This is a genomic window from Microcoleus sp. (assembly GCF_041354475.1).
Lineage (GTDB): Bacteria > Cyanobacteriota > Cyanobacteriia > Cyanobacteriales > Microcoleaceae > Microcoleus.
Map to the genome: position 1 here is coordinate 1 of NZ_JBGJZU010000066.1, position 21,918 is coordinate 21,918.

At 45.2% G+C, this 21,918-nt stretch carries 19 protein-coding genes and 1 pseudogene; 10 read left to right on the top strand and 10 right to left on the bottom strand.

Annotated features, from left to right (window positions below):
- Positions 1 to 284 (top strand): annotated as a pseudogene (locus ACBR23_RS21290) (photosystem II q(b) protein); the annotation flags it as partial.
- Positions 285 to 448: 164 nt separating this feature from the next.
- On the opposite strand, the gene ACBR23_RS21295 reads toward ACBR23_RS21290, so the two are convergent.
- Positions 449 to 1,333: a DUF6671 family protein gene (locus ACBR23_RS21295; protein ID WP_371120400.1), complete on the bottom strand. Its 885-nt coding sequence runs from the start codon at positions 1,331 to 1,333 to the stop codon at positions 449 to 451.
- Positions 1,334 to 1,336: 3 nt separating this feature from the next.
- Entirely contained in the window at positions 1,337 to 1,729 is a 393-nt protein-coding gene (locus ACBR23_RS21300) for a transporter (protein WP_341737986.1), read from the bottom strand.
- Positions 1,730 to 1,886: 157 nt separating this feature from the next.
- On the opposite strand from ACBR23_RS21300, the gene ACBR23_RS21305 reads away from it, so the two are divergent.
- Together ACBR23_RS21305 and ACBR23_RS21310 are read left to right on the top strand one after the other, a co-directional pair.
- A complete protein-coding gene (locus ACBR23_RS21305) occupies positions 1,887 to 3,065 on the top strand; it encodes a glycosyltransferase family 2 protein (protein ID WP_371117221.1) in 1,179 nt (392 codons plus the stop codon).
- A 214-nt stretch (positions 3,066 to 3,279) separates the two neighbouring features.
- Positions 3,280 to 3,951 (top strand): class I SAM-dependent methyltransferase, encoded by a 672-nt coding sequence (locus ACBR23_RS21310; protein ID WP_341737988.1) that lies wholly within the window; start codon positions 3,280 to 3,282, stop codon positions 3,949 to 3,951.
- 7 nt (positions 3,952 to 3,958) lie between these two features.
- Here ACBR23_RS21310 and ACBR23_RS21315 read toward each other — a convergent pair whose 3' ends face one another.
- The 3 genes from ACBR23_RS21315 to ACBR23_RS21325 form a co-directional block, all read right to left on the bottom strand.
- Complete coding sequence (locus tag ACBR23_RS21315; RefSeq protein ID WP_371117222.1) at positions 3,959 to 5,914, bottom strand: hypothetical protein; 1,956 nt, start codon at positions 5,912 to 5,914, stop codon at positions 3,959 to 3,961.
- A gap of 127 nt (positions 5,915 to 6,041) precedes the next feature.
- A complete protein-coding gene (gene thiO, locus ACBR23_RS21320; protein WP_371120399.1) occupies positions 6,042 to 7,157 on the bottom strand; it encodes a glycine oxidase ThiO in 1,116 nt (371 codons plus the stop codon).
- A 150-nt stretch (positions 7,158 to 7,307) separates the two neighbouring features.
- Positions 7,308 to 7,646 (bottom strand): 2Fe-2S iron-sulfur cluster-binding protein, encoded by a 339-nt coding sequence (locus ACBR23_RS21325; RefSeq protein WP_341735033.1) that lies wholly within the window; start codon positions 7,644 to 7,646, stop codon positions 7,308 to 7,310.
- 117 nt (positions 7,647 to 7,763) lie between these two features.
- On the opposite strand from ACBR23_RS21325, the gene cimA reads away from it, so the two are divergent.
- From cimA to ACBR23_RS21340, 3 genes are all read left to right on the top strand, one after another.
- A complete protein-coding gene (gene cimA / locus ACBR23_RS21330; protein ID WP_371120398.1) occupies positions 7,764 to 9,377 on the top strand; it encodes a citramalate synthase in 1,614 nt (537 codons plus the stop codon).
- 131 nt (positions 9,378 to 9,508) lie between these two features.
- The gene (locus tag ACBR23_RS21335) at positions 9,509 to 10,552 is read left to right on the top strand and encodes a YhcG family protein (RefSeq protein WP_371117225.1); all 1,044 of its coding nucleotides are present in this window, start codon (positions 9,509 to 9,511) and stop codon (positions 10,550 to 10,552) included.
- 325 nt (positions 10,553 to 10,877) lie between these two features.
- Positions 10,878 to 11,540 (top strand): Uma2 family endonuclease, encoded by a 663-nt coding sequence (locus ACBR23_RS21340; protein WP_371117226.1) that lies wholly within the window; start codon positions 10,878 to 10,880, stop codon positions 11,538 to 11,540.
- A 55-nt stretch (positions 11,541 to 11,595) separates the two neighbouring features.
- Here the strand turns inward: ACBR23_RS21340 and ACBR23_RS21345 are convergent, their stop codons facing one another.
- The 5 genes from ACBR23_RS21345 to ACBR23_RS21365 all read right to left on the bottom strand — a co-directional run bounded on the left by ACBR23_RS21345 (position 11,596) and on the right by ACBR23_RS21365 (position 16,328).
- Positions 11,596 to 13,017 carry an MFS transporter gene (locus ACBR23_RS21345; protein WP_371117227.1) on the bottom strand — a complete coding sequence of 474 codons (1,422 nt, stop codon included), beginning with the start codon at positions 13,015 to 13,017 and terminating at the stop codon, positions 11,596 to 11,598.
- Positions 13,018 to 13,113: 96 nt separating this feature from the next.
- A complete protein-coding gene (locus ACBR23_RS21350; protein ID WP_371120397.1) occupies positions 13,114 to 15,264 on the bottom strand; it encodes a peptidase domain-containing ABC transporter in 2,151 nt (716 codons plus the stop codon).
- A 187-nt stretch (positions 15,265 to 15,451) separates the two neighbouring features.
- Positions 15,452 to 15,610 (bottom strand): hypothetical protein, encoded by a 159-nt coding sequence (locus tag ACBR23_RS21355; protein ID WP_340520636.1) that lies wholly within the window; start codon positions 15,608 to 15,610, stop codon positions 15,452 to 15,454.
- A gap of 124 nt (positions 15,611 to 15,734) precedes the next feature.
- On the bottom strand, positions 15,735 to 15,944 hold the full coding sequence (locus ACBR23_RS21360) for a hypothetical protein (protein ID WP_340520634.1): 210 nt from the start codon (positions 15,942 to 15,944) through the stop codon (positions 15,735 to 15,737).
- Between the two features lie 156 nt (positions 15,945 to 16,100).
- Positions 16,101 to 16,328 carry a secretion protein HlyD gene (locus tag ACBR23_RS21365; protein WP_371117229.1) on the bottom strand — a complete coding sequence of 76 codons (228 nt, stop codon included), beginning with the start codon at positions 16,326 to 16,328 and terminating at the stop codon, positions 16,101 to 16,103.
- A 453-nt stretch (positions 16,329 to 16,781) separates the two neighbouring features.
- On the opposite strand from ACBR23_RS21365, the gene ACBR23_RS21370 reads away from it, so the two are divergent.
- The 4 genes from ACBR23_RS21370 to ACBR23_RS21385 all read left to right on the top strand — a co-directional run bounded on the left by ACBR23_RS21370 (position 16,782) and on the right by ACBR23_RS21385 (position 21,907).
- Complete coding sequence (locus ACBR23_RS21370) at positions 16,782 to 17,897, top strand: HlyD family secretion protein (protein ID WP_371120396.1); 1,116 nt, start codon at positions 16,782 to 16,784, stop codon at positions 17,895 to 17,897.
- Positions 17,898 to 17,977: 80 nt separating this feature from the next.
- Positions 17,978 to 18,304: a nucleotidyltransferase domain-containing protein gene (locus tag ACBR23_RS21375; protein ID WP_371117234.1), complete on the top strand. Its 327-nt coding sequence runs from the start codon at positions 17,978 to 17,980 to the stop codon at positions 18,302 to 18,304.
- Positions 18,301 to 18,690, top strand: coding sequence for a HEPN domain-containing protein (locus ACBR23_RS21380; RefSeq protein WP_371120395.1), 390 nt, complete (start codon positions 18,301 to 18,303; stop codon positions 18,688 to 18,690). Before ACBR23_RS21375 ends, ACBR23_RS21380 begins: the two co-directional genes overlap by 4 nt.
- Positions 18,691 to 18,808: 118 nt before the next feature.
- Positions 18,809 to 21,907, top strand: a complete 3,099-nt coding sequence (locus tag ACBR23_RS21385; protein ID WP_371120394.1) for a CHAT domain-containing protein — start codon at positions 18,809 to 18,811, stop codon at positions 21,905 to 21,907.
- Positions 21,908 to 21,918 lie beyond the last annotated feature (11 nt).

Sequence of the window (21,918 nt, forward strand, 5' to 3'; positions counted from 1 at the left end):
ACAGCCGTTCTTTGCACTTCTTGTTAGGTGCATGGCCAGTTGTCGGTATCTGGTTCACAGCACTAGGTATCTCCACCATGGCTTTCAACTTGAACGGTTTCAACTTCAACCAATCGATTATCGACTCTCAAGGTCGTGTCATCAACACCTGGGCTGATGTTATCAACCGCGCTAACTTGGGTATGGAAGTAATGCACGAGCGCAACGCTCACAACTTCCCACTCGACTTGGCTGCTGGTGAAACCACACCAGTTGCTTTGGTTGCTCCTTCTATCAACGGTTAATTTTTAGCTTGAGATAAACAAAAAGCGCTCCTAGAAATAGGGGCGCTTTTTGTTTTGTCTTTTTTTAAATCATCAGTTATATCAATTCCGGTTGTAACAGTCAAAAATCATGTCTGAGTGCAGCTCGAATTGATATTATTTCTGAGGTTTAACATCTGGTTTGTTCAGGGGTTACAATATTGGCACTGGGCCGGATCGGCAGTTTCTCTGCCCTCTGGAAATAGTTTTTCTTGACGATAACCGCAAGCTTTGCATTGATAAATTGTCGATCGCACTAGGTGAGTCGGAAAATAGCACAGTCCGCAGGGCAACCCTATTTTATTTTCTACACAATCAAATCCAGGCCAACGGCACTCCGGGCAGAACTGGTAAACTTTTTTGACTAAATCAAGAGTGGCTTTTGCGATATTTTCCATCCGAGTTGGATTGTACATCGCCCGCATATCTGTTTCGACATGAACTTTACCACTGGCTGATTTGTTGATACCAGCGCTAACAGCATCAACCAAATCTTTTTCTGTAACTATTCCCTTGACAATTTCGCCCTTACCTGTAGCCACATCACCAGCTACAACCACCAGAGCGTGTTGGGGAAATCCAACTCTGTTAGCAAAAACTTGCGCTTCTTCTACAGTGGAAACTAACTGATGACTGTAGTTAGTTTCCACTGATAAAGATTCGCCAATCAGTTCGAGATTGTGTTCTCTATCTAATAAAATCACAATTTCTCGATTAGCAGGCAGATAGGGCATGGCCGGATGAGGGCCGAAGCTACCTTCGCTGGCGAAGGCCAGAGTTTCCCCGGCAATATCCAGAGCAGTTGCTGCTTTTAATCGCACCGCTTCTATTTGAGTTCCTAAGCGTTTAACTTCTCTGGTAAAAGTGCCAAAGGAGTCTGTGTCTAAATCCGCAGGTACGAGGATTTTGACGCCTAATTCCCGCTCCAAAATCGGAGCCATCACCCGTTCTTTTTGGTGCATGGTGGCCAGAATTGCCCTGCGATCGCGCAATAATAGATCTCTGTGAACAGCATCCCCAAAATTAGACATAGACTAACTTCCTCCTGTCGCCCCTCCAGCTTGACCTCGGAGTACAAAAATTACTCCCGTCATAATTAACCCGATGCCTACCAATCGCAACGGTGGTAAAGGCTCGTTAAAGATAATTTTCCCTCCTAAGACAGTAAACAAGTAGCTAATTGACAGTAAAGGCGAGACTATGCTAAGGTGGGCGCGAGAAAGTACAACAATAAACCCTATAGAAGAAAAAGCATACAAACCAAGACCCCCTACTATCAGAGGCTGAGTAGCCATTGCTAGAATTTTTTCAAATAAATTAGCAGCACCAATGGGCCCTAATATTTTAGCTCCTGCTTTCAGGCTAAATTGACCGAGAACGCCACAAAAAATAGCAGCAAGCAAAACTAGAAAAACACTTCTATTCATGAATTTACCCACCTATACTACAGCGCGATAATTGTATGAAAAAACATCCTTAACAGATTTTATTAAGTTGTTTTTAATTGGGTTGCCAACCCATAATTTAAGCAGAGATACGGGAAAAATAAGTATTATCGCTCGCGAGTAAGAGTGAAACAAACATATGGCAGAACAGACCAAGGCAACCGGGGAATACACTCTCGAATTATCGATACTCATGCCCTGCCTGAACGAGGCAGAAACACTAGAAATCTGCATAGAGAAGGCACAGAAGTCTCTGGGCGAACTGAATATTGCTGGCGAGGTCATCATAGCAGACAACGGCAGCACTGACGGCTCTCAAGAAATCGCCACCAAAATGGGAGCCAGAGTCGTCCCAGTACCAGCCAAAGGCTACGGTAGCGCCCTCATGGGAGGGATCGTCGCAGCACGCGGAGTCTATATCATTATGGGCGATGCTGACGACAGTTACGACTTTTCCAACCTCGGTGCTTTTGTCGAAAAATTGCGAGGTGGCTGGGATTTAGTCATGGGAAACCGCTTTCAAGGGGGCATCAAACCGGGTGCAATGCCACCGCTGCACAAATACTTAGGAAATCCGGTGCTGACGTGGGTTGGGCGGCTATTTTTCTCAAGTCCTGCCGGCGACTTTCACTGTGGGCTGCGGGGTTTCAGAAGAGATGCAATTTTAAAGCTGGACTTGCAAACAACAGGGATGGAATTTGCTAGCGAAATGGTAGTCAAAGCCTCTCTGTACAAACTACGAATCGCTGAAGTTCCCACCGTACTCTCTCCTGACGGCCGCAGCCGTCGGCCACATCTGCGAACTTGGCGAGATGGCTGGCGACACCTGCGATTTTTGCTGCTTTACAGTCCCCGCTGGCTGTTTTTGTATCCGGGTGCTGCGCTGATGATTTTGGGTTTAATTGTGGGCCTCTGGCTATTACCCGGTACTCAAAAGATTGGCAGTATTAGCTTTGATGTGCACACGCTGCTGTATGCTGCGATCGCAATTATCGTCGGTTTTCAAGCTGTCACCTTCGCCTTCTTCACCAAAGTTTTCGCCATCAGCGAAAAACTACTGCCCGAAGACCCCAAACTAAATAAAATATTTCGCTATGTCACCCTAGAGACAGGATTGATTGTCGGAGTCACGCTCATATTAATTGGAATAGTTGGCTCGATATTCTCCTTAACTATTTGGAGCGAAACTACTTTCGGCATCCTTAACCCTTCCAAAACTTTGCGTTTGGTGATTCCCTCCCTCACTTGCCTGACTGTAGGTTTACAGATGGTTCTGTCGAGCTTTTTTCTAAGCGTACTAGGCTTAAAGCGCAGGTAATAAAATCAAACTTACTGCCAACATTTTTACTCCCGCCGATTAACCTGATATCTTGCACCAATATCAATAACCCACTCCGGGGCTGGTTCGCCAATAAACTCAACTAATAGCAGTTAAATAAACCTACCCCCACCTAGGAGTAAATCCTTGATTGACAGTGCAATATCTAAGTGAACCTTACTTGATATCATTGCATCCCAAACTTTAAATCTATATGACAGTAACCAAAGACAAATCCAGCGAGTATATTGGCCCCAAGCTAGGCGGTTTCGCAACTAAATTATCTTGGTACGCCCGCCAAAAAATGTTTGATTTACTGATGGCATTAGCCAATCCAAATGCCGACACAAATGTGCTGGATGTAGGAGTAACTTCCGACCGTCGCCAAGACTGCAATTTCTTTGAAAAACTCTATCCATACCCGCACAAAATCACCGCTGTCGGCATGGAAGATGCCGCATTTTTAGAAGAAGAATATCCCGGTTTAAAATATGTCCGTTCTGACGGATTAAGCTTGCCATTTCCAGACAAAAGCTTTGATTTAGTCGTAAGTTTTGCCGTAATTGAACACGTCGGCAACCGCCAACAGCAAACAGCTTTTGTTCGAGAACTTTGCCGCGTCGGCAAAACTTGCTGCATCACCACTCCCAACCGCTGGTATCCCATAGAATTTCACACCGCTGTTCCTTTAATTCACTGGCTTCCACCCTCCTGGTTTCGAGCTTTGTTGAAATTGCTCGGTCAACACTTTTTCGCCAAAGAGCAAAATCTCAACCTTTTATCCGAAAAAGAGGTATTAAAGATGCTACCAGCAGATGCTGAAGTTTCTACCAGACACTTTCGGCTGCTGGGTTTGATATCTAATCTCCTTTTTTATGTCATCTAAATAGTTGCTACTTACGCTGAACTCCCAAATCCAGCACAAAATTTTCTCCGTCTGCATAAACCTTTTTTCTAGTTTTTGCAAGTTGTTGAACGTTATCCCGAAAGTCGTGAGACAGTTGTGATTGCAGTCGAAACCAAGAGGACAATCCCGGTTCTGAAGTGTCTACATCAGCAGGATGATTCAGACTCCAAGACGAATAAGCTATGTATCTAATAGACTGTGAAACTAAATAATTTGCTAAAGCTTCACCCCCTTTGAAAACAGGCATTCCCGGAGGCAAACTCGCTCCTCCTGGCCAGTCAGCGATGAAAATTTGATTGCGTTTAAAATCGAGGAGAAAAGGTGTATCTAGTCTGGTTAAAACTGTAGTTCCCTGTGGAATAGACTCTTGCAGTGCGGCATACTGTAACTTTTGCTTAGCTGAAATTAACGATGGATTCGTCAGTCCAAATTTAATATTTTTCACATAAGATGAATAAGTATTTTTAGTGATATCCCAATCGTAGCTGATTGCCAAACCTGCACAAAATACAGCAGCAATAAAAAAGTTAGGAACCGCATTTTTATTGACAGCCCCCGTATCAGTCATCGCGACCATAATTAATATGATAATTGCCGGGAACAAGTGAGAAAATGAATAGCGAAAAGGGTCGGCATTTTCGGTAACTACGCCTACAGCAACTGTTGCCAATAGTGCTGCAATTGTCATAGATAAAGGTGCTTGGCGGAAAGAAAATGAAGATTCTGCGGGTAAATTAGCAAATTTAAGAGGTCGGATACTTAAGCTCAAACAGCCGAGCAATATCACTACAAAAACGTAAATACCTCTGAATGCTGCGAGGGCTGTTTTAACAGTTCCCAAGAGTGTAGAAGCTGATTTGAAAGTAATGCCGTAGGCGGAGGCGTGATAGCCTTTTCCCAAAATAGGATACAGTAAAGTGCCAGAAGATTGATACAAAGAAATCATCCAAGGTAGGAGAAATATTCCCACTAATACTGTCGCCAGCCCAAATTCCCATACAACTTTTAGTTTGGTATTTGTGTTCAGAAAATAGCCAAGGTAGCTAACTGCAAAGACAAGGGCTGAGGCGGGAATTAGAGAAGATTTTAAAGTACAAAGTGCGGCGGAGATTAAAGCGATAATACAAGCATTTCCTACCCAATAGTTGCGGTCTATTTCGGGGCTGTCAAGGGTTCTAAACAAACTTAAAAATAAAGCTACAGGCAGCATCACACTTGTAGTATTTGCCTTGGGCACGGCAATCAATAATACAAATAAAACTGTAAAGACTACTCGTCTAGTCGAAACTGGATTTTTGGAAAAAAATCCAATAATTAGTCCCACAGTAATTATCAGTGCTAAACCAGGGTCTATGATGTTTAAATTAATGTCTGAAAGTACGCTGAGGATGAAAGTATGGAGAAATGACTGTCCCCCCAAAGATACTATTCTTCTTTCGCTAAAAGGGTCTGGACCCATCGAACCGAGTTGCAGCATTTTGTGGGGAAATACCAAGTAAGCGTGGTAGTCATCGCTGGTATTAAACCCGTCAGCATAAACCATGTTGGCTAAGTTGACTCTACCTGTAGAAACCCATCCGGCGTATTGGATTAACATCAGTAGACTGACTGTGGCAATGCCTGCTAGGATGATTTTATCTTGGCGAATTTCTTGAAATAGCTGTGATAAATTACTGGCAATTGATTGTCTGTGATTTACTAAATCTACTAAACCACAAATAAGTCCCAAACCTAAAAAGATTAAAATTGTGGTGGGCGAGATATTCCAAGTTGCATTTAATACACCGCCAACGATAAGGCTCAAGGCTAGACCCCAAGCGGCTTTTTGTCCCCAGTCAATTCGCTGCTGGGGAAACAGGATGTGGTTGAGGACTTTTCCCCAGCCGATGATGGATAGTAGCAGACAAATACCCCAGGTGAATGATATTAGGTATGAAATCATAGGTGTAAAGGTTGGAACTATTAAAGACAGTCCTGGACGCATTATGCCCAGGTAAGCGTGGCAACCAGGCGTGGGATTGCCCCTACAAAACGCTATAGGTATATCGATAGCATAAGTCCTGAAAGAGTTAACTTTTTAGGTGATTGTGTGTCATCTGATTTTTCATAAACCTGGAATAATGAAAAGCCGCCAACAACGGGTCAGACTTCCCATTTTCAATCAAATCAGCCAACAATTTCGCCGTCACAGGAGCCAACAAAATACCATTGCGATAATGCCCCGTCGCTAGGGTTAAATTTTCCCAAGCACTAGCACCTAAAATTGGCAATTCATCAGGGGTAGCTGGCCGAAAACCCCACCAAAACTCCAGAATCGGATAATTTTGCAATTCTGAATATAACTTAATAGCTCCGGCTAGCAAATTTTTAATTCCCGTCGGCGTATTTCCCGGAGTAAAATCTACATTTTCGCTAGTCGCGCCAATAATAATCCTACCATCTTGACGCGGCACAATATAAATACCTGTTCCGAATAAAACGGTTTGCAGCGGCTGAATCACTTCGTAACTTTCCGGGACGCACACAGACAGCATTTGCCCCTTTCTGGGATAAACAGGAATATCCAATAATGTCTCAGACCAAGCACCTGTTGCCAAAACATAACGGTCAGCTTTTAATTTTTCCGCCGTTGTTTCCACACCAACAACTCTATTTGCTTCCCGAATAATTTCGACAGAATTGTCTTGAATAACTTCGATTCCCAATTTTTTAATAGTAAATTGAAGCGTCCTAAACAAAGCGCGATTATCAACTTGAGCATCGTCAGGATACCACCAACCGCCAACTACTTCTTCACCCAATCCCCACTGGTGTTGGCGAATAGTATCTGCATCCAGCCATTGAGCATTCAGATTTGGTAAAGATGACTTGTCTTCCCAATCACCTTGACAAACTGGTGCGAGAATTCCCGATCGCCAATATCCCGTTTTCAATCCGGTAATCTCTTCTAGCCGATCGACCCAGGTAGAATACAAGGCGCGACTTTGCAAACACAAATCCAGCATCGGACTGGGAGGGATTTTTTCCGCTTGAGGTGCCAGCATTCCCGCTGCGGCGCGTGCGGCTGCTTGTTTGAAATCTCGATCGACTACACTCACAGAGACCCCTCGCAATTTCAGTTCAACTGCTAGGGAAAGACCGATAATTCCGCCACCAATAATCAGAATATCTTGAGATACATTCATAGAATTTTCTATGGACTTTTTTGCCCTTTTGACCTCATTCAACGTACAACTATCTTGTTTCAGAACCCTGACTTCGCAGAAATTGTCAGGGCTCTGGGTATTTTATCTTTTTAGGTGTCCTTCACTTATCTGCGTTTTTAAATCAACAATCTAGGCGGTTGGTTTCCAGACTGTTTCAGAACCTTGACCCCAAAAACCGTCATATTTTGTTACCTTAATATCCCCTAAAACTTGAGTTTGGCAAGACAGACGGCGGTTGGATGTGGGAGAATGGGGAGGGAGGGAAAGTCTGGTTTTTTCGCGCCACTGGGGTTCGGAAACTTCGCCCTCGATGGTGACGGCACAGGTGCCACAAGTACCGAGACCGTGACAATTGATGATTTTGGCATTGCCGTTGTAGAGATCGATGCCGTTCTCGAGCAAAACTTCACGGAGATTGGCTCCCCGATCGCACTCAAAAGTTTTTCCTTGTGCTTGTACTTTAACCACAGCAATTCACCCCAATTAAATCTATGTTAATTTTCCTATATATTATCGCATTTATTTCCCAGAATTTCATCTAATATGATAATTCATATATTACCAAATTGAAATTTCTAATTCCCCATGACAAATCGGCTCTGGATCTACGATACCACGCTGCGAGACGGTGCCCAGTGCGAGGGACTCTCCCTATCTCTGGAAGACAAACTACAAATTGCTCGTCAGTTAGACAGTTTAGGAATTCCTTTTATCGAAGGTGGCTGGCCAGGGGCTAATCCTAAAGACGTACAATTTTTTTGGCGACTGAAAGAACAGCCTTTAACTCAAGCAGAAGTTGTGGCTTTTTGTTCGACTAGGAGACCGGGAAGGGCTGCGGCTAATGATGAAATGTTGCAGGCTATTTTGTCGGCTGGTACTCGTTGGGTAACACTGTTTGGCAAGTCTTGGGATTTGCACGTCATTGAAGGGTTGAAGACGACACTAGATGAAAATTTGGCGATGATTGCAGATACCATTGAATATTTGCGGAGTCAGGGAAGGCGGGTTATTTATGATGCTGAACACTGGTTTGATGGCTATAAACACAATCGAGATTATGCTATTCAAACATTGAGGGCGGCGGCCCAAGCTGGTGCTGAATGGCTGGTGCTTTGCGATACCAACGGCGGTACTTTGCCTCACGAAATTAGTCAGGTTGTGCGAGAGGTTTCAGAGGTTTTAAGTATCGATTCTAACTCGTCTTTACAGTTAGGGATTCACACTCATAATGATTCGGGGGTTGCGGTGGCTAATGCTTTGGCTGCTGTGCAGGAAGGAGTGAAGATGGTACAGGGAACTATTAATGGCTATGGCGAACGCTGTGGCAATGCTAATTTGTGTTCTTTGATTCCTAATTTTCAGCTTAAGTTGGGTTATGATTGTATTCAAGATGAGCAATTAATCAAATTAACTCAAGTTAGTCGATCGGTTAGTGAAATTGTCAATTTAGCTCCCGATGACCACGCTCCTTTTGTGGGGCTTTCAGCCTTTGCTCATAAGGGCGGAATTCACGTATCGGCTGTCGAGAAAAATCCCTTAACTTACGAACACTTGGAACCGCAAAAAGTCGGTAATATTCGCCGAATTGTGATATCGGATCAATCGGGTTTGAGTAATGTTTTAGCCAAGGCTAGAACTTTTGGGATTGAACTCGATCGCCAAGATCCGGCTTGTCGTCAAATTCTGGAAAGATTGAAAAAATTGGAAAGTCAGGGCTATCAATTTGAGGCTGCTGAGGCGAGTTTTGAATTGTTAATGCGAGAAGCTTTGGGAAAGCGTCAGCCATGGTTTACAATTCAGGGATTTCAAGTTCACTGCGATAAGGTAGGCGAAGATTGTGCGGCTTTAGCGACGGTGAAATTGTCGGTAAATGGCACAAATATTTTGGAAGCTGCGGAAGGAAACGGCCCGGTTTCAGCTTTGGATACGGCTTTGCGGAAAGCTTTGGTTAATTTCTATCCGGCGATCGCACATTTTTACCTAACAGACTACAAGGTGCGGATTCTCGACGGTGGTGCGGGAACTTCTGCTAAAACTCGCGTGTTGGTTGAGTTTAGTAATGGTCAAGATCGCTGGACGACGGTTGGGGTTTCTGGTAATATTTTGGATGCTTCTTGTCAGGCGGTGGTTGAAGGTTTGGAGTATGGTTTGGTGCTAGAAAATCAAGAGGCGATCGCCCTAGTTTGTAGGGTGCATTAACTACGGAAGAAGACAGTTAACGGTTGACGGTTGACAGTTGACAGTTCACCGTTGACTGGATTTTACCAGGATGATGCTAGCAAATTTGATATTACAGACGATGATTAGGCAAAATCTGTGGGGATTAAGATATGGCAAATAACTTATCAATTCCAGAAGATTATCATGATTTTCTGCGGGAACTTAAGGGACGTATTTTACAAGCTCAAGTGCGGGCTATACTTTCTGTTAACCGCGAATTAGTGTTGCTTTACTGGCAAATTGGACGGGATATTTTAAACCGCCAGCAGCAGCAAGGATGGGGAACAAAAGTTATAGATAATTTAGCTACTGACTTGCGAACAGCTTTTCCTGAGATGAAGGGTTTTTCACCTCGCAATCTCAAATATATGAGGAGTTTTGCGGAAGCTTACCCGGATGAGCAATTTGTGCAACAGGTTGTTGCACAAATTCCTTGGGGCCATAATCTCCGCATTCTGGATGCTGTTAAAGATCCCGTTGAGCGTGAGTGGTACATTCGCCAGACTATCGAGCAAGGATGGAGTCGAAATGTATTAGTTCATCAAATAGAAACCGGGCTGTATCGGCGACAAGGGAAAGCTGATACAAACTTCTCTCGGACTCTGCCTAACCCTCAATCAGAATTAGCGCAGCAACTGTTGAAAGATCCTTATAATTTTGACTTTATCAGTTTAAGCCAAGAAGCACAAGAGCGAGAATTAGAGAAAGCTCTAATCGATCGCATTCGCGACTTTTTGCTAGAGTTGGGAGTGGGTTTTGCTTTTGTCGGTAGTCAGTATCACCTGGAGGTGGAAGGGGAAGATTTTTATATTGATTTGTTATTTTATCACTTACATTTGCGCTGTTTTGTGGTAATTGATTTGAAGGTAGAAGCCTTTAAACCAGAGTTTTCAGGGAAGATGAGTTTTTACGTTTCGGCTGTGGATGATTTGCTGAAACACCGGGATGATATGCCAACTATTGGGATAATTTTATGTAAGAATAAAAAGCAGAAGATTGTGGAATATGCTTTGCGGGATCTGAATAAGCCGATCGGGGTTTCGACTTATCAATTGCGGGAGGCTTTGCCGGAACAGTTACAGGGGAGTTTGCCGACTGTTGAGCAGTTAGAAGCTGAGTTAGAGGCAGTGGAGATTGAAATTGAGGAGGAATGATATAGCAACCGCCAAGGCGAAGAAGGTCGTTGAACCCTTCGACTCCGCTCCCTGAGCGATCGCATAAATGCCTTAACCACCTTGGCGGTTGCTATAAAATGCGATTTCGCTGCCAGATTTGCGATTTTACTGAGAGATTATTGATAGCGACGCACCTGACGATATTTTGTAGGGTGCGTCGCTGCCAGATTTGCGATTTTACTGAGAGATTATTGATGGCGATGCACCTTACGATTATCGCGCTGTGAAATCTAAATACACAGCCCGAACCGCTATAATACGAGTAATTGAGAAACCGAATTACTATTCGCTAGAGAGTTAACCCATGAGCGCAGCGATCGCGACACCAATCAATCAAATTAAGTTGACTCCTGGTAGTGCCATGATCATTTCAGGGCTAACCTGGAAAACCTATGAAGCGTTGCTGCAAGACTTGGGAGATAATCGCTCAACTCGCATTGCCTATAACCAGGGAGTATTGGAGATCAGAATGCCAGGAGAACTTCACGAAATCGTCAATCGGTTGCTGGCAAAAATCATTACAATGCTGGCAATGGAGTTGGGGATGGAGGCAAATGATTTTGGTTCAACCACCCTGAATCGTGAAACTATCGATCGCGGCATTGAACCCGATACCTGTTTCTACATCCAAAATGCCACACCAGGGCAAGGGATGGAGACAAAGGCTTCTGAAAGTCTTGCCCCCGATTTGGCGTTGGAAGTAGATATTGCCAGTTCTTCAGCCAGCAAAATGTCTATCTATCTGGCAATGAAAGTTCCCGAAATCTGGTTGTATCGGCGGCATAAATTGAGCATTCAATTGTTTCAGGATGGGCAGTACACCGATGCACTTAATAGCCGTGCTTTTCCTATGGTGAACGTTGACCAGTTGAATCAGTGGATTGAACTACGAAAAACAGAAACGGATCTGACTGTGTTGCGAGAAGTGCAGAATTTTGGTCGGGAATATATAACGAGATCATTCTGATGCAACCGCAATCTCTAATCGCGCTTGTCCGCCAGCAACTTTGCTTGTGGAATAATTACCGATTGCGTAATGTGTGGCGGTAAGCCCCAATCGCGATCGCGATCGCAACGACGATCAGAATTGCTGCGACTGCGAACGTGATCCGCAAGCCGGTGGCAACGGCATCGGGGCGCGCCGTCGTGATGTCGATCGTCGCCGATGCGATCGCGAATACTGCGCCCATAGCGGATGCACCGGTGATCAGCCCAAGATTACGCGATAGGCTGAGCATACCGGAAATAACGCCCCGCTGGTCCGGGCTGATATCCATCATGATCGCGGTGTTGTTTGCCGCTTGGAACAGTGCATAGTTGGCGGTAATGATGACGATGGGGGCGATGTAGCCGGGAATGCCGAACCTCGTCGGCATCATGGATAGAACGGAAGAGCCGATCGCTATTCCGACGAGCCCAATGATGGTCATGCGTTGCGCCCCAAAGCGGTCCACAATGCGGCCGGCCGGCACGCCAGTCAGCGCGGCCACAAGCGGGCCGACCGATAAGACGAGTCCAACAAGAGCCGTTTCCAGCCCCAGCCCCCGTGAGAGATAGAACGGCCCGACCACCAGGGTAGCCATCATCACCGTCGAGACGAGGGTGCTCATGACGAGGCTCGCACTCAGCACTGGATTGCGGAACATCGCCAATGGGATCAAAGGTGATGCGGCTTTCGCCTCGGCGAGCACAAAGAGGCCGACTCCAAAGACGGCTGCCAACAGCAGAGCCATGTTGAGCGGACCAAAACTACCGCGCCCGATCGTCATAGCCAGCGCATAAGCTGCGAGCGTCAGAGCCAGCAGCAGCGTGCCCACATGGTCGAAGCTGCCCCGACGATCGCTCTTCGGCCCCCGACGATCGACAGGCAGGTAGCGATACGCGAGCAGAAAATTCAGGATACCCAGCGGCACGTTGACGAGGAAGATTGTCCGCCAACCGAATCCGGCGATCAGCAGACCGCCGAGCGATGGACCCAGAGTGGTACCGATCGCGGACATCGTTCCCAGCAGCCCCATCGCGCTACCGGTCTTTTCTTTTGGTACTATCTCACCGACCAGGGCAACGGTGAGAGCCATCATGATTGCCGCTCCGAGGCCCTGGGCTGCGCGGGCGGCAATCAGCAGCCAGAGCGTGGGCGCGACGCCACACAGGAGCGAGGCCACCGTGAACAGACAGATTCCGACCAGTAACAGCCGTCGGCGGCCCATGATGTCACCGAGTCGTCCGACGCTGACGATCAGGGTAGTGATGGCAAGGAGATAAGCGAGGACGATCCACTGGACTGACTGGAAGGAGGCGGTGAACGCTTGGGCCAAGGTTGGCAAGCCAGCATTGGCGATGCTGGTATCAAGCGAGGGCATCAACATGGATAGGGAAAGGCTTGCCAGCGCCCAACGAACCGAAGGAGTGCGTTCCGATCGTTTTGCAATGATTGGCTTCAAAATGAACTCCGCTTTTTGGGCAACTCTTGAAATGAACTTATCCGCAGCATAACCTCTTGTTTGGTTATTGGAGATCTCTAATAAGTTCTAACTCGCTCAAGGATGCAAAAACTCTAAATGATCTCCGGGAATCGATCGCAATCTGGCAGCAGATCCTTGCACTTTCAACTTCCCCCGTTCTAACATAATAATCCAATCAGCGCGATCGATCACCCTCGGCCTGTGACTGATAAAAATCGTAGTTTTTCCGTGTCGGTACATCAACAACTGTTCTAAAACTTCCGCTTCACTGGCCGGATCTAAGCCGGCGGTAGATTCGTCTAAAATCAATACGGGTGGATTGTTGAGAATTGCACGGGCGATCGCCAATCTTTGCCTTTGTCCACCAGAAATATTCGCTCCAAATTCCCCTAAAACCGTTTGGTACTTATCTGGTAATTGACTGATAAATTCATCCGCCCCAGCAATTTTACAAACTTTAACAATTTGTTCAAAGCTAATTTCTGGATAGCCTAAACGGAAATTCTCCAGAATCGATCGACTCCAAAAATGTGCTTCTTGAGGAACCAAAACTACCTGCTGTCTGAGACTGTCAAGAGACAAATCCTGTAAATTATAATCACCAATTCTAATATTACCAGATTGCAGCGGATACAAACCAGCAATTACTTTAGCTAGGGTACTCTTGCCACAGCCGGAATAGCCAATTAAAGCGATGGATTGACCACCAGGAAACGTAACCGAAAAATTTTCGAGCAAATCCAGTCTACCTGGATAGTGAAACTTAACATTCTTACAAACAATATCGTCCCGGTTTTGAATTTGTACAAAAGGTTTATTCCGATCGCTTTTGCTTTCCGGTTCAGCGTCTATCACCTCCGATAGCCGCTGAGTTGCTGTCTGGACGCGAGTCATTTCGTCACTAAATCCTACCACTGAGTTTACTAAGTTTGTCACATTTTGATTCATGCTGATAAAGGCTAGTAATTGACCGATACTCAAGACTTTTTCAATCACTAAGCCGCTCCCCAGCCACAGGATAGTAATGCTCCCCGCCGAGGCAACAAAACCCGAAAATATATTATTTAATATCCCAATTTGGGTAGTCCGAAAAGTAAGATTAGCTAAACGACCAAAGCGTGTTTGCAATTCTTCCCAAAGTTGTTGGCTGCTGCTAGTAGTTTTGACGGTCAACGCCCCTTTAAAAGTTTCTACTAACATCCCTTGCGTTTCGGATTCTAGTACAAGTAAGTTGCGTGTTTTTTGCTGCAATGCAGGCAGAAATATTATAGTAGAAGCAGTCATCAAACACGCAATCAGTGTAGCGGCTAGTGTGAGTTCTTTGCTGTAAAAAAGCATGAAGCTAAAAGAAACTATTGCTATAAAAAATTGACTGGGTAAGCTGATGGCTACTTGAGAAACTAATTGATTTATTTCTTGAATATCTTTTAATCTACCGATGACTTCGCCACTGCGTCTACTTTCGTAAAAGCTCAGAGGTAAACGTAGTAGTTTGCGCCCGAATTCCATCACGAATCCCAATTCTAATCGCTGGGAAAACTGAGCAATTAAGTTCGACTGCACGAGTCCTAAACTGCTGCTAAATAGGTTCATGACTATAACGGCGATCGCCACACTAGCCAAAAGTTGCGTATCGCCTCGCACCAAAATATCATCGGTGAGAATTTGCACGAGAAAAGGCGAAGAAATTGACAGCAAACCTAAGACTATATTTAGCAAAAATGCTTCCATCAAAATCGAGCGGTAAATCCCAATGCGTCGCATCCATCTCTGTAGAGAACTTGCGGATGCTTGACTCTCTCCTTGGGCAAAAAACCGCTCTGGATCTGGTTCCACCAGCAAGCACAACCAATCTGTCCAAGCCGTGGCTAATTCCTCTTTGGAAACATAGCGAATGCCGACTCCTGGATCGGCGATCGCATATTTTTTGCCCTGCTTTCCATACAAAACTACCCAGTGATAACCTTTCCAGTGAATAATAGCAGGTAGAGGGGCATCATCCAGCTTGTCTAAAATGGTAGATGCTGCTCGTACCGATCGAGCATTAAAGCCGATCGCCTCAGCTCCTTGTTTTAAGCCCAGTAAAGTCGTCCCTTGTTGACCGGTACCGACGAATTCTCGCAAGCGACTAATAGTTAAATTTTGACCATAAAATTTAGCGATGGAAGCCAAGCAAGCAGCTCCACAATCTTCTTCACTATGCTGGAGAACAACCTGATATTTCATAAATTATTGACTTTTTCGGAGATGGTATTCTCTGGAAAAATCACAACATTTTTTGACAATTTATTGTCATCACCAGAGCCTAAAACAGATTACACATCGCCGGATACTCAATCAGAAAAAAGCACCCATAATGTTATGGGTACTTCCTCGATTCACAGTTATAAAGCTGAATTAACCGACCTCAAATTTACCAGTAGCGAACTACTGCTCTGAAAGTACCGTTACGATTACGGCGGTATACAATGTGACGACGGGGACGGTAACAGCCATAGTAACCACCGTTGACACTAGCAGATTCTTCAGCAGTGATTTCAGTAAACAGTGAGCTCTCTTTAGTTGCTTGCATGATAAACTCCTTTTAAGCTGATAAAATTGGACAATAATTAGAAATTTCAGCTAAATTCTAGAGCATCGTTTAAATTGGAATTTCTGAATTTTTACACCAAAATTTCTGAAGTTCTCACAGTCAGTTACCAGTCGTAGTAGCGACGATAGGACACATTGTGTACGTAGCCATGAACTGGGCGACCATCGAAGTAGGGATTGTAGCTGTAGTTATCGCAGTTGCTACGACGGCTGACATAACGATAACGATGAGCCCCGTTGACACTGGCAGATGCTTCTGGGGTGATGTCAGTAAACAGTGAGCCCTCTAGTGAGGTGTCTTTAGTTTCTTTCATGATAGACTCCGTTTTATGCGCTCAAATTGGACACAAGCTAGAAACTTGATAAACTTTCTAGCTTCGTTTAAATACTGATCTATGTTTCTTAAAAGCAGGTGGATCTCCGGAATATTACGGATAAATTTTCCCAACTAAGCCCCTAGACTTATTTTTCTAAACCACGATGGTTTTATACGGACGCTGCCGACTCGGATCGTACATATAAAGTTGACTGACATCTGGTACAAAAAAGAAGCTATTGATATCATCAGCATTGCTATTGCTGGCATCGCTATTGCTGTCAAGATCGCTGACACCGCTGCTCATATTGCCACCGCTGACAGTAGCTGATTCGGCATCTGTTAGTTCAGTAAACAGTGAGTGTTGTTGATTTTCAAACATAATGAACTCCTTGGGAATGTAATTAATAAAAAATTTGCAGTCAAGACTTTTTCGTCCCTCTGTCTCAGAGAGATCGATCTCAGTCAAAGATTCGGTGACTATTCAATACTTACGTGTAATGAAAATAGAACCCGGTTTTTTTACCAGTCTCGATCGGGGAGCGAAGTTGGGATGCTCATTCAGGGAATCTGTGCGGATTTTTGGCTGTAGCCTACGAATTTTGATTGAGACTTCTAAATGTATCTGGGCTATCCGGAAAGTTAAAAATAAATGCGCTCAAAGAAATAAGGATTTTTCGAGTTAGCCACCATGTGGAATTTTTAGAGCAACCCGAACCGTGGTTAGGACATGATTAATTGCTGAAATCGTTAGGGCTAATCAGGCGATCGCATAAATTTCTTCCCTTTTCCATCTTCCATCTTCCATCTTCCCTCTTCTTACCCTGTTGTCGCCATGTCTCCTCTTCCCGAATCCCCATCCGTTGAAACCTTTGAGAACGACCAATTTTTGCCCCCTGTCAGCCGCTGGACAAGTTTGGGGGGAATTTTGATGGTGGCTACATTTGGAGGTGCGATCGCCCTTGCTAGCGTCACCAAATACAGTGCTACAGTTAAAGCAGATGCGATCGTCCGCCCCGCCGGAGAAGTCCGCGTTGTACAAGCGACAACAGAGGGCACCGTCGAAAGCATTGCAGTTACTGAAAATCAGGTGGTGAAACAAGGAGATGCGATCGCCGTTGTGGACGCATCCCGGTTAGATAGTCAAAAAAAGCAATTCCAAGAAACTGTCACTCAGTCTCAGACAGCAGCCGATGAAATCAATCGCCAATTGCGGGAATTGGAGAATCAAATTTTAGCTAGCGCCCAATTTCAGAGTATCCAAAATGAAAGTTCCGCAGTAGATAAATTAGTGGAATCAGCTCTGGTAAAATTAGCAACATCCCTGCCCGATGTAGCTGAACGATTAGGCAGAAGTCGGCGGGTTTTGCTGGTGAAACGCTCGTCAATTCAACAGCAATTGATTCAAGCTCAAAAAGAACTAAATCAAGTTGAATTAAAACTCAAATATAGCGTTGTCAGATCCCCAGCAGACGGTACAATTCTCAAAGTAGAATTACAACATCCTGGCCAAACTGTGCAAGCCGGAAGTGCGATCGCCCAAATCGTCCCCAGCGACGTACCCCTGATAGTCAAAGCCAAAGTAACATCCCAAGACATCGCCCGCATCCAAATTGGCCAACCCGTACAAATGAGAATTTCCGCCCTTCCCTTCCCCGACTACGGCACATTGAAAGGCACTGTCAGCGAAATTGCCCCAGATGCGATCGCCTCTCAAAATTCCAATAATAATTTAGGTACAGCTTATTACGAAGTTGCCATTAAACCGGATAAAACTTATCTAACCAGACTCGAATCTACCAGTAATCAAGCATTTGGAACTCCCCAAGCAAATGAGCCTCGTCAATATGCAATTCAGTCAGGAATGGAAGGAAGAGCCGATATTATTACCGGTCAAGAAACTGTTTTAACATTTGTTTTGCGGAAGGCAAGGTTAATGACAGATTTGTAATTAGTCATTAGCTATTTTGAGACGGCGGTTTAAACCGCCGAGCTTATGTCTATACTAAATACATAACATCGATCGCAAATATGAAAATCAACGATAAACTCAAGACCATCCTAACTCAATTGCGATCGCACTTCGAGCAACTTTATGGCGATCGTCTCACCCAAATGGTACTCTACGGTTCCCAAGCGCGCGGCGACGCACATCCCGACTCAGATATTGATGTTTTGGTAGTTCTCAAAGGGGAAGTTAATCCCGGCGAAGAAATCAAAAGAATCAGCCATATCCGGGCTGACTTGTCTCTCCAAAATGATGAAGTGATTAGCTGTTTGTTTATGGATGAAAATCGGTTCGCGCACTACAACGGCCCTTTATTGAGGAACATTCGTAAAGAGGGAATAGCTTTATGAAACCCGAACAATTAGAATTAATCCAGAAATCTCGCGAAAGCATCAGTGCGGCAAGATTATTGCTAGATAATGGTTTTCCCGGCTATGCCGCTGCTCGCGCTTATTATGCTATGTTTTACATTGCTGAGGCATTTTTAGATGGTGAAGGAATGTCTTTTTCTAAACATTCCGCAGTAATTGGAGCTTTTGGTCGAGAATTTGCTCGTACAGGAAGAGTTCCTGCTGAATTTCACAGATTTTTAATTGATGCTCAAGATTTGCGAAATAGCGGAGATTACGGAGGAATTGATACTGTCACTGTCGAGCAAGCTGCGGAACAAATTAACTGTGCTGAAGAATTTCTCGAATTAGCTCAAAATCTGATTGGAACTCTGCCGTTATCCTAAATACCAATGCTAATTATGACGCACACTCCAACGACTCCAAACGATTCAGCAAGTCGGGTTTCCCCCTTGTTTTTCCCCGACAAAGAATGTAAAATGTTAAAAACATGGGTTGTAAGCAATGAACGAAGCGCGCCGCCAAGCCTATCAAAATCTGATTGATTCTCTCCTCACCTGTCCCAGCGAGGAAGAAATCGAGATTCTGCAAGCTAACCTAGAATTAATAGATGATGGTTTTGCTCAATATTTGCGAGAGTGGGCAACTGAAACTCTGGCAACCTTGGATGCAGAAGAAGCATACAATCTTGCTAATATTTTACCCCGCTTAAATTTCACTTTTTACAATTTGCGTCAAGGCAGTCGGGCAAGTAATTTAGAGGTTGGTATTGCTTGTCTGGAGATAGCATTAACTGTTGTCACCCGCGAAGCTTACTCGGAAAAGTGGGCAAAGTTTCAAAATAATTTGGGGAGTTCTTACCAAGACAGAATCAGAGGGGGAAAAGCCGAGAATCTGGAATTGGCGATCGCAGCTTATGAGGCATCCTTGGAAGTTCGCACCCGCGACGCATTTCCAGAAGACTGGGCAAGGAGTCAAAATAATTTGGGGATGGCCTACCTCTACAGAATCAGAGGGGGAAAAGCCGAGAATCTGGAATTGGCGATCGCAGCTTATGAGGCATCCTTGGAAGTTTGGACTCGCGACGCATTTCCCTTTGAATGGGCAAGGAGTCAAAATAATTTGGGGATGGCCTACCTCTACAGAATCAGAGGGGAAAAAGCTGAGAATTTGGAACTGGCGATCGCGGCTTATAAGGCATCTTTGGAAGTTCGCACCCGTGAGGCTTTTCCCCAACAATGGGCAATGACTCAAAATAATTTGGGGAATGCCTACAGTGACAGAATCAGAGGGGAAAAAGCTGAGAATTTGGAACTGGCGATCGCAGCTTGTGAGGCATCCTTGGAAGTTTGGACTCGCGACGCATTTCCCTTTGAATGGGCAACGTGTCAAAACAGTCTGGCGAGTGCGTACCTCTACAGAATCAGAGGGGAAAAAGCCGAGAATCTGGAATTGGCGATCGCAGCTTTAGAGGCATCCTTGGAAGTTTGGACTCGCGACGCATTTCCCGAAGACTGGGCAAGGAGTCAAAATAATTTGGCGGGTGCGTACCTCTACAGAATCAGAGGGGAAAAAGCCGAGAATCTGGAATTGGCGATCGCAGCTTATGAGGCATCCTTGGAAGTTTACACCCGCGACGCATTTCCCTTTGAGTGGGCAAGGAGTCAAAATAATTTGGCGAGTGCTTACCACAACAGAATCAGAGGGGGAAAAGCCGAGAATCTGGAATTGGCGATCGCAGCTTATAAGGCATCCTTGGAAGTTTGGACTCGCGACGCATTTCCCTTTGAATGGGCAACGTGTCAAAATAATTTGGCGGGTGCGTACCTCTACAGAATCAGAGGGGAAAAAGCCGAGAATCTGGAATTGGCGATCGCAGCTTTTGAGGCATCCTTGGAAGTTCGCACCCGCGACGCATTTCCTATAGATAATGCTCAGACTTTATATAATCTCGGAGTTACCTACCAGAATAATTCCCAACTCCCAGAAGCCTACAATACCTTTAACTCTGCCATCGAGACAGTCGAATTAATGCGGAGTGAAATCATTATCGGCGGCGAAGCAGACAGACAGAAATTGGCTGAAGAATGGAATAAACTGTATCAATCAATCGTAGAAGTTTGCCTAGAAATGGAAAACTCCACCGCCGCCCTAGAATACATCGAACGCAGCAAAACCCGAAACCTCGTAGAATTGTTTCACAAAGCCCGCAGCCTCCCCAGCCAAGTACAGCGGATTAGTTTTGCAGAAATTCGTAGCCTGTTAGCTGAAAACGAAGCAATTTTAGAATGGTACATTACCGACAACGGCTTTAAAGTTTTCATTGTCACCCGCGACTCTCCTCAACCGGATATCTGGCAATCTTCCTCTCAAGACTTGCAAGCATTACAAGAGTTACAACAGGAATATCTCGATGACATCAAAGACGAGGAAAAATACGACAACTGGAAAAACCAACTAGACAGCCGCCTGGAAAAATTAGCCGAGATTCTGCACATCGACGAAATAATTTCTCGCCTCCCCGAAAACTGCCAAAAATTAATCTTAGTTCCCTTCCGATACTTGCACCTATTCCCCCTACACGCCCTCACCAGCAGCCGACAAAAAGCCGACAAAACCGTAGAAACTGGATGTCTTCTCGAACTTTTCCCAGGCGGCGTGAGATACACTCCCAGTTGCCAACTATTGCAATTATCTCAGCGGGTAAATCTGACAGCCGAAGACACATTACCCAGCAAATTTTTTGCCATCCAAAACCCCACAGAAGATTTAGACTTCACCGACATCGAAGTCGAAGCCATTGCCAAATCCTTCAATCCCGCCGAAATATTGAGTCGGCAAAACGCCAGCAAAGCAGGATTGCAACAACAAATTGCCAGCTTGCAAAATGCCGACATCGCCCACTTTTCCTGTCACGGCTTCTTCGACTTTCTCAATCCCGAAAAATCCGCATTAATCCTAGCCGGCGCGAAAGTAACCCCCCTTAATCCCCCCTTGGTAAGGGGGGAGACAGGAGAGGATTTCCCCTTGCTAAGGGGGGAGACAGAAGGTAAAGAAACTCCCCCCCTTAGCAAGGGGGGGCTGGGGGGGGTTCCCTCCGACGAAAAGCGTTATATCCGTTCCCGGCGAGGCGAAAACTACGACATCGTAGAATGCCTGACTCTGACAGAAATCTTCGATTTGGAGTTAAGTAAGTGCCGTTTAGTAGCCCTTTCTGCCTGTGAAACTGGGTTAACCGATGCCAGGAATACCACAGATGAGTATATCGGATTGACTAGCGGTTTTTTCTATGCTGGGGCGACGAGTGTACTCAGCACATTGTGGGCGGTGAATGATGTATCTACAGCGATTTTAACCATCAAATTTTACGAACTTTTTCGTGGGGAAACTCAGCCTGCTGTTGCTGTAGCTTTGCGGGAGTCTCAGTTGTGGCTGCGGAGTGTGACTGTCAAAGGTTTGCTAGAATGGGTGGAAGCGTCGCAGTTGCTGAGTCGCGAACATAAAACCACGATTCAAGATAGCTTCGCCTACGGTTACGACGACGATTATCAGCCTTACGAAGCCCCTCACTTTTGGGCGGCTTTTTGTGCAGTGGGACAATAACAGGAGTAAAT

Excerpts from the sequence above, each read along its gene's own strand:
- ACBR23_RS21350 (WP_371120397.1), bottom strand. The coding sequence starts at position 15,264 with ATGAAATATCAGGTTGTTCTCCAGCATAGTGAAGAAGATTGTGGAGCT.
- ACBR23_RS21360 (WP_340520634.1), bottom strand. The coding sequence starts at position 15,944 with ATGAAAGAAACTAAAGACACCTCACTAGAGGGCTCACTGTTTACTGAC.
- ACBR23_RS21380 (WP_371120395.1), top strand. The coding sequence starts at position 18,301 with ATGAAACCCGAACAATTAGAATTAATCCAGAAATCTCGCGAAAGCATC.
- ACBR23_RS21300 (WP_341737986.1), bottom strand. The coding sequence starts at position 1,729 with ATGAATAGAAGTGTTTTTCTAGTTTTGCTTGCTGCTATTTTTTGTGGC.
- ACBR23_RS21365 (WP_371117229.1), bottom strand. The coding sequence starts at position 16,328 with ATGTTTGAAAATCAACAACACTCACTGTTTACTGAACTAACAGATGCC.
- cimA (WP_371120398.1), top strand. The coding sequence starts at position 7,764 with ATGACAAATCGGCTCTGGATCTACGATACCACGCTGCGAGACGGTGCC.
- ACBR23_RS21340 (WP_371117226.1), top strand. The coding sequence starts at position 10,878 with ATGAGCGCAGCGATCGCGACACCAATCAATCAAATTAAGTTGACTCCT.
- ACBR23_RS21295 (WP_371120400.1), bottom strand. The coding sequence starts at position 1,333 with ATGTCTAATTTTGGGGATGCTGTTCACAGAGATCTATTATTGCGCGAT.
- ACBR23_RS21310 (WP_341737988.1), top strand. The coding sequence starts at position 3,280 with ATGACAGTAACCAAAGACAAATCCAGCGAGTATATTGGCCCCAAGCTA.
- ACBR23_RS21385 (WP_371120394.1), top strand. The coding sequence starts at position 18,809 with ATGAACGAAGCGCGCCGCCAAGCCTATCAAAATCTGATTGATTCTCTC.
- ACBR23_RS21370 (WP_371120396.1), top strand. The coding sequence starts at position 16,782 with ATGTCTCCTCTTCCCGAATCCCCATCCGTTGAAACCTTTGAGAACGAC.
- ACBR23_RS21375 (WP_371117234.1), top strand. The coding sequence starts at position 17,978 with ATGAAAATCAACGATAAACTCAAGACCATCCTAACTCAATTGCGATCG.
- thiO (WP_371120399.1), bottom strand. The coding sequence starts at position 7,157 with ATGAATGTATCTCAAGATATTCTGATTATTGGTGGCGGAATTATCGGT.
- ACBR23_RS21315 (WP_371117222.1), bottom strand. The coding sequence starts at position 5,914 with ATGATTTCATACCTAATATCATTCACCTGGGGTATTTGTCTGCTACTA.
- ACBR23_RS21305 (WP_371117221.1), top strand. The coding sequence starts at position 1,887 with ATGGCAGAACAGACCAAGGCAACCGGGGAATACACTCTCGAATTATCG.
- ACBR23_RS21335 (WP_371117225.1), top strand. The coding sequence starts at position 9,509 with ATGGCAAATAACTTATCAATTCCAGAAGATTATCATGATTTTCTGCGG.
- ACBR23_RS21355 (WP_340520636.1), bottom strand. The coding sequence starts at position 15,610 with ATGCAAGCAACTAAAGAGAGCTCACTGTTTACTGAAATCACTGCTGAA.